Annotated in this window: 5 protein-coding genes; 3 read left to right on the forward strand and 2 right to left on the reverse strand. The window is 64.7% G+C overall.

Annotated elements, in window-relative coordinates:
• Positions 1-225 precede the first annotated feature (225 nt).
• Positions 226-615 carry an FmdB family zinc ribbon protein gene (locus QZY03_RS02480; protein WP_295577959.1) on the reverse strand — a complete coding sequence of 130 codons (390 nt, stop codon included), beginning with the start codon at positions 613-615 and terminating at the stop codon, positions 226-228.
• Between the two features lie 155 nt (positions 616-770).
• Between QZY03_RS02480 and QZY03_RS02485 the strand changes: the two genes are divergently transcribed.
• A complete protein-coding gene (locus tag QZY03_RS02485; RefSeq protein WP_295577962.1) occupies positions 771-1,634 on the forward strand; it encodes an SDR family oxidoreductase in 864 nt (287 codons plus the stop codon).
• Between the two features lie 6 nt (positions 1,635-1,640).
• Here the strand turns inward: QZY03_RS02485 and QZY03_RS02490 are convergent, their stop codons facing one another.
• Positions 1,641-2,162, reverse strand: coding sequence for a DUF1415 domain-containing protein (locus tag QZY03_RS02490; RefSeq protein ID WP_295577964.1), 522 nt, complete (start codon positions 2,160-2,162; stop codon positions 1,641-1,643).
• Between the two features lie 238 nt (positions 2,163-2,400).
• On the opposite strand from QZY03_RS02490, the gene QZY03_RS02495 reads away from it, so the two are divergent.
• Positions 2,401-2,655, forward strand: a complete 255-nt coding sequence (locus tag QZY03_RS02495; RefSeq protein WP_295577966.1) for a hypothetical protein — start codon at positions 2,401-2,403, stop codon at positions 2,653-2,655.
• A gap of 319 nt (positions 2,656-2,974) precedes the next feature.
• Positions 2,975-4,267, forward strand: coding sequence for a hydroxylamine reductase (hcp, locus tag QZY03_RS02500; RefSeq protein WP_295577968.1), 1,293 nt, complete (start codon positions 2,975-2,977; stop codon positions 4,265-4,267).
• Positions 4,268-4,548: the final 281 nt, after the last annotated feature.

A 4,548-nucleotide genomic window follows, 5' to 3' on the forward strand; every position in this document is an offset into this window, starting at 1 on the left:
CAGCAATTCCAAATTTGGGCGGCACCGCGCGACCTCTGGTGGATGCGGCGCGCGCGACCGCCGTGCCGAGTCCCCGAGACCGAGCGGCGCGCCTTATCCACCCTACAACGGAGCCGGTTTCGTAGGGTGGATAAGCGCAGCGCATCCACCATCGGCCTCGCTGCCGACCCGGCGCGGGGGCTGCCGCACCGACGAACATCGCGGGAATCACGGATGGCCCTGAGCTCAGGCCGCGTCGGACTTCGCGGCAGGCTTCGGCGGTGTCGGCTTGCTGCCGCTGTCCGCCGGCTTGGCGGTGTCCGCCGGCTTGGCGGTGTCCGCCGGCTTGGCGGTGTCCGACTTCGTGGTGTCCGACTTCGTGGTGTCCGACTTGGACGCCGCACCCCCGCCGTCGGATTTTTCACTGTCGCCGTGGAGGTTCTTTTTCTTCTCGCCCTGTTTGAAATCGGTTTCATACCAACCGATGCCCTTGAGTCGAAAGCCGGCGGCGGAAATCTGCTTCTTCAGGGTGGGCTGGCCGCAGGCCGGACAGTCGGTCAGGGGCGCGTCGGCAAGCTTCTGCATCTTTTCCAGGTCGTGGCCGCAGGCCGTGCAGCGATATTCGTAGATCGGCATCGAGAACTCCTTAAAATCACCGTAATGAATGAGTGCGCTTTATAGGGATTTGAGCGCGGAAATCAAACCCGGTCGTCCGCGGCCGAGGACCTTTGCACCGGCCGCGCCCTGGCGCGTCAAGGCGCCGCCGCGTGCGTCACGACAGCGAGAAATCCATGCCCGACACCGGTCACGCCACTCCCCGCTCGGTGCTCATCACCGGCTGCTCCAGCGGCATCGGTCACACCTGCGCCCACGGACTGGCCCGCCGCGGCTGGCGCGTGATCGCCTCGGCCCGTCAGGCCGCCGACGTGGCGCGGCTGCGCGACGAGGGGCTGACGGCGCTCCAACTCGACCTGGACGATCCGCAATCCATCGAGCGGGCGGTGGAGCAGACCCTGGCCCACACCGGCGGGACGCTGGACGCGCTGTTCAACAATGGCGCCTACGGCCTGCCGGGCGCCGTCGAGGATCTGACCAGGGCGGCCCTGCGCGCCCAGTTGGAGACCAACCTGCTCGGCTGGCATGACCTGACCTGCCGGGTCATCCCCATCATGCGCCGTCAGGGACACGGACGCATCGTCCAAAACAGCAGCATCCTCGGACTCATGCCCCTGCCCTACCGCGGCGCCTACGTGGCCAGCAAGTTCGCGTTGGAGGGGTTGACCGACACCCTGCGGCTGGAACTGGCCGGGAGCGGCATTCAGGTCTCACTGATCGAACCCGGCCCCATCCTCTCACGCTTTCGCGAGAACGCCCACCGGGCATTCAAGGCCCGGATCGACACGGAGCACAGTGTCCACCGGGAGGCCTACCGCCGCGCCGAGACACGGCTGCTCAAGGAGGGTCCGGCCCAGCCCTTCACCCTGCCGCCCGAGGCGGTCTTGAAGAAGCTGATTCACGCGTTGGAGAGCCGCCGCCCGCGGCCCCGTTACTACGTGACCTTCCCCACCCACCTGTTCGGGTTCCTGCGACGGGTGTTGTCCAGCCGGGCGATGGATTGGGTAATCCTGCGGGTCTCGGGGGGCGGGACGCGGTGATTGCCATCAAAAGCATGCCTCCCGCAGCACGTTCATATAGACCAGCCCCTTGTCACGGGCGAACGCCACGTTTTTCTCCGGAATCGAGTCAGGATCGAGGTCACTGGCCAACGCCTGGTCGATACTCTCTTCGCGGATCAGATGAAACATCGGATACAAGGACCGATTGGTATAGTTCGCCGGATCGTCCGCGGGCGCATCTCCAAAGCGGTAATCCGGGTGAAAGCCGGCGACCTGATAGAGCCCATCATAATCTTCCGCGCTCAACAGATCCTCCGCCATGGCGACCAGATCCAAATAATCGTCGAAATCCGGGCACGCATCGGGCAAGATCAGCAGCGTTGTCTCGATCTCGGGATGCTCATCCAACCGTTGGCATTCCAGCAGCAAGTCTTGCAGGCAGGATTCCACATCAGAGGAACCGGTGACCTCATAATGGATACTGTCACCCTTAAAGGGTTTATTGGCGAAAGGACAAAAATGACAGCCGATCACAACGTCGGCGAGCCACTTTTTGGTCTGGGTCATGATGATATGGGATTCGATCACGAAGATGGGGACACCCCGTTTTGTGTGTTGCTAAACCGCGCCCGGCGCGGGATGCGATGTTCTTGGATGCGATCGGCCCCGGCAGACGCGACGATTGCTGGAGTTTGGAGGATGGGTTTCGCTGCGCTCTACCCATCCTACAGGAATCGACCCCCGTTGAAGGGTCGGCGGTGAATCCACCGGGCATCTCCTGCCCACTGCCACGTCCGAGGGTCCCATGGGCCATCTGTTGAGCACCAAGTCCTCCCTGGTTCCACTGATCGACCGGCTGAACCGCTACCCCATCGGGCTCGTCGACAGCACCAAGCTGCGCGAAATCCTGACCCTGCTGTTCACCGAGCAGGAGGCTTTCGTCGCCTCCCGCTTCCCGCTGCATGAGGCTACTGCCGCCACAAGAAAGAACACCAGAACCAGCCCTGCCGCAAGGGCGCCCCGGTGGAGGACATCTGCAAGCAAGGCGCGATCCACCTGATCCCGCGCCCCGACCCCAGAACCCCGCCCAAGAACCGCGGCCTGATGTTCGCCCGCATCCTGTGGGAGAAAGGACGGCTCTGGCCCTTTGTGGCCGATCGGTTGCACCAGCAGTGGCTGCGGCTGCGCGGTCGCAGCTGATCATCTTGAGTCCGCCGCACGCGGATTGCTCCATCGCGGCACCGACCCGCTTGACCTGAGTCAAGGCTCACCGGTCCAGGCCCCCGGATACTGCCGGCCCAGCGTCACCCGTTATCCACGACTTGCTCCGCGGATCGACGGCGCACCTGTTCCTGAACCGAAGCGATAGAAGAGATTCCATGCACTGCAACCAATGCGAACAGACCTTTCGGCAGACCGCCTGCGTCAACTCACCCGGCACCTGCGGCAAGGACGCGGATGTCCAGTCACTCCAAGAGACCCTGCTCTACGGACTCAAGGGCATGGCCGCCTACGCCCACCACGCGCGGCGCCTGGGCAAGAGCGACGAGGCGGTTTCGGCCTTCATCGAGGAAGCGCTGTTCGCGACCATGACTAATGTGAATTTCGACCTCGAATCCCTGCTGGAATTCTGCCTGAAGTGCGGTGAGATGAACCTGCGGGTGATGGAACTGCTCGACGCGGGCCATCTCGAGAACTTCGGCAAGCCGGCGCCGATCAAGGTCAAGGAGGGCACCCAGGCCGGCCCCGGCATCCTGGTCACCGGGCATGACCTGATGGACCTGTGGGACCTGCTGAAGCAGGTCGAGGGCACCGCGGTCAAGGTCTACACCCATGGTGAGATGCTGCCGGCCCATATGTACCCCAAGCTCGGCGGTCACCCTAACCTGGCGGGCCACTACGGCGGCGCCTGGCAGGACCAGAAGCGTGAATTCGCCGCCTTTCCGGGGCCGGTCTTGGGTACGACAAATTGTGTCCTGATCCCGCCCGAAAGCTATCGCGGACGGCTCTTCACCACCCGCACCACGGCCGTGCCCAATGGTCAGCGTCTGGTCGACGGTGATTTCTCCGCGGTCATCGCCGCCGCACTGGAAGGCGCCCCCTGCGAGGAACAGATCGTCGGTGAGTCCACCATCGGCTTCCACCGCACCGTGCTGCTGGACCGCGCCCAGACCATCGTCGATGCCGTAAAAGCCGGTCAGATCAGCCATTTCTTCGTCATCGGCGGCTGCGACGGCGCGGAGAAGGGGCGTAACTATTTCAGCGACTATGCCCAGGCAACCCCGCCCGACTCATTCATCCTGACGCTCGGCTGCGGCAAGTACCGCATCCGTGACCACGACTACGGCGAGCACCTGGGTCTGCCGCGGCTGATGGACATGGGTCAATGCAACGACGCTTACGGCGCCATCGCGGTCGCCGTGGCCCTGGCCAAGGCCTTCGACTGCGGTGTCAACGACCTGCCCCTGACCCTGGTCATCAGTTGGTTCGAGCAGAAGGCCATCGCGGTCTTCCTGACCCTGCTGCACCTCGGCGTCAAGGGCATCACGCTAGGCCCCAACCCGCCGGCCTTCATCACGCCCAAGGTCTTCGCGATCCTGCAGGAGCGCTATGACCTGCGCCTGACCGGCAGCGACGCCCAGGCCGACTTGCGCCTGGCCATGGCGGCCTGAAAGCCCCTTCCCGCCGCGATAGGACCGCGGGCCTTGAGCACGGTTCCGGCCACGGGGCATCGCGTGCAAAAACCCAGCGCATCGGCAGGGGCGGCCAGCCCGCCTGGAGGGGCGCGTTTCCGACACCGGTGGCGAATTCACCGGTCCGCTCAGGCAGGCTGATGTAGCGTTGGACAGCGCGGGCGGCGGGTCGGCGCCACGGGCGTGACGTTCGCTCGCTCCCACGCTCCAGCGTGGGAGTGTCGTGCGGGCGCTCCGCGTCCGGTCTGCGCACTGGACGC

The organism is uncultured Lamprocystis sp., from assembly GCF_903933125.1.
Taxonomy (GTDB): domain Bacteria; phylum Pseudomonadota; class Gammaproteobacteria; order Chromatiales; family Chromatiaceae; genus Thiodictyon.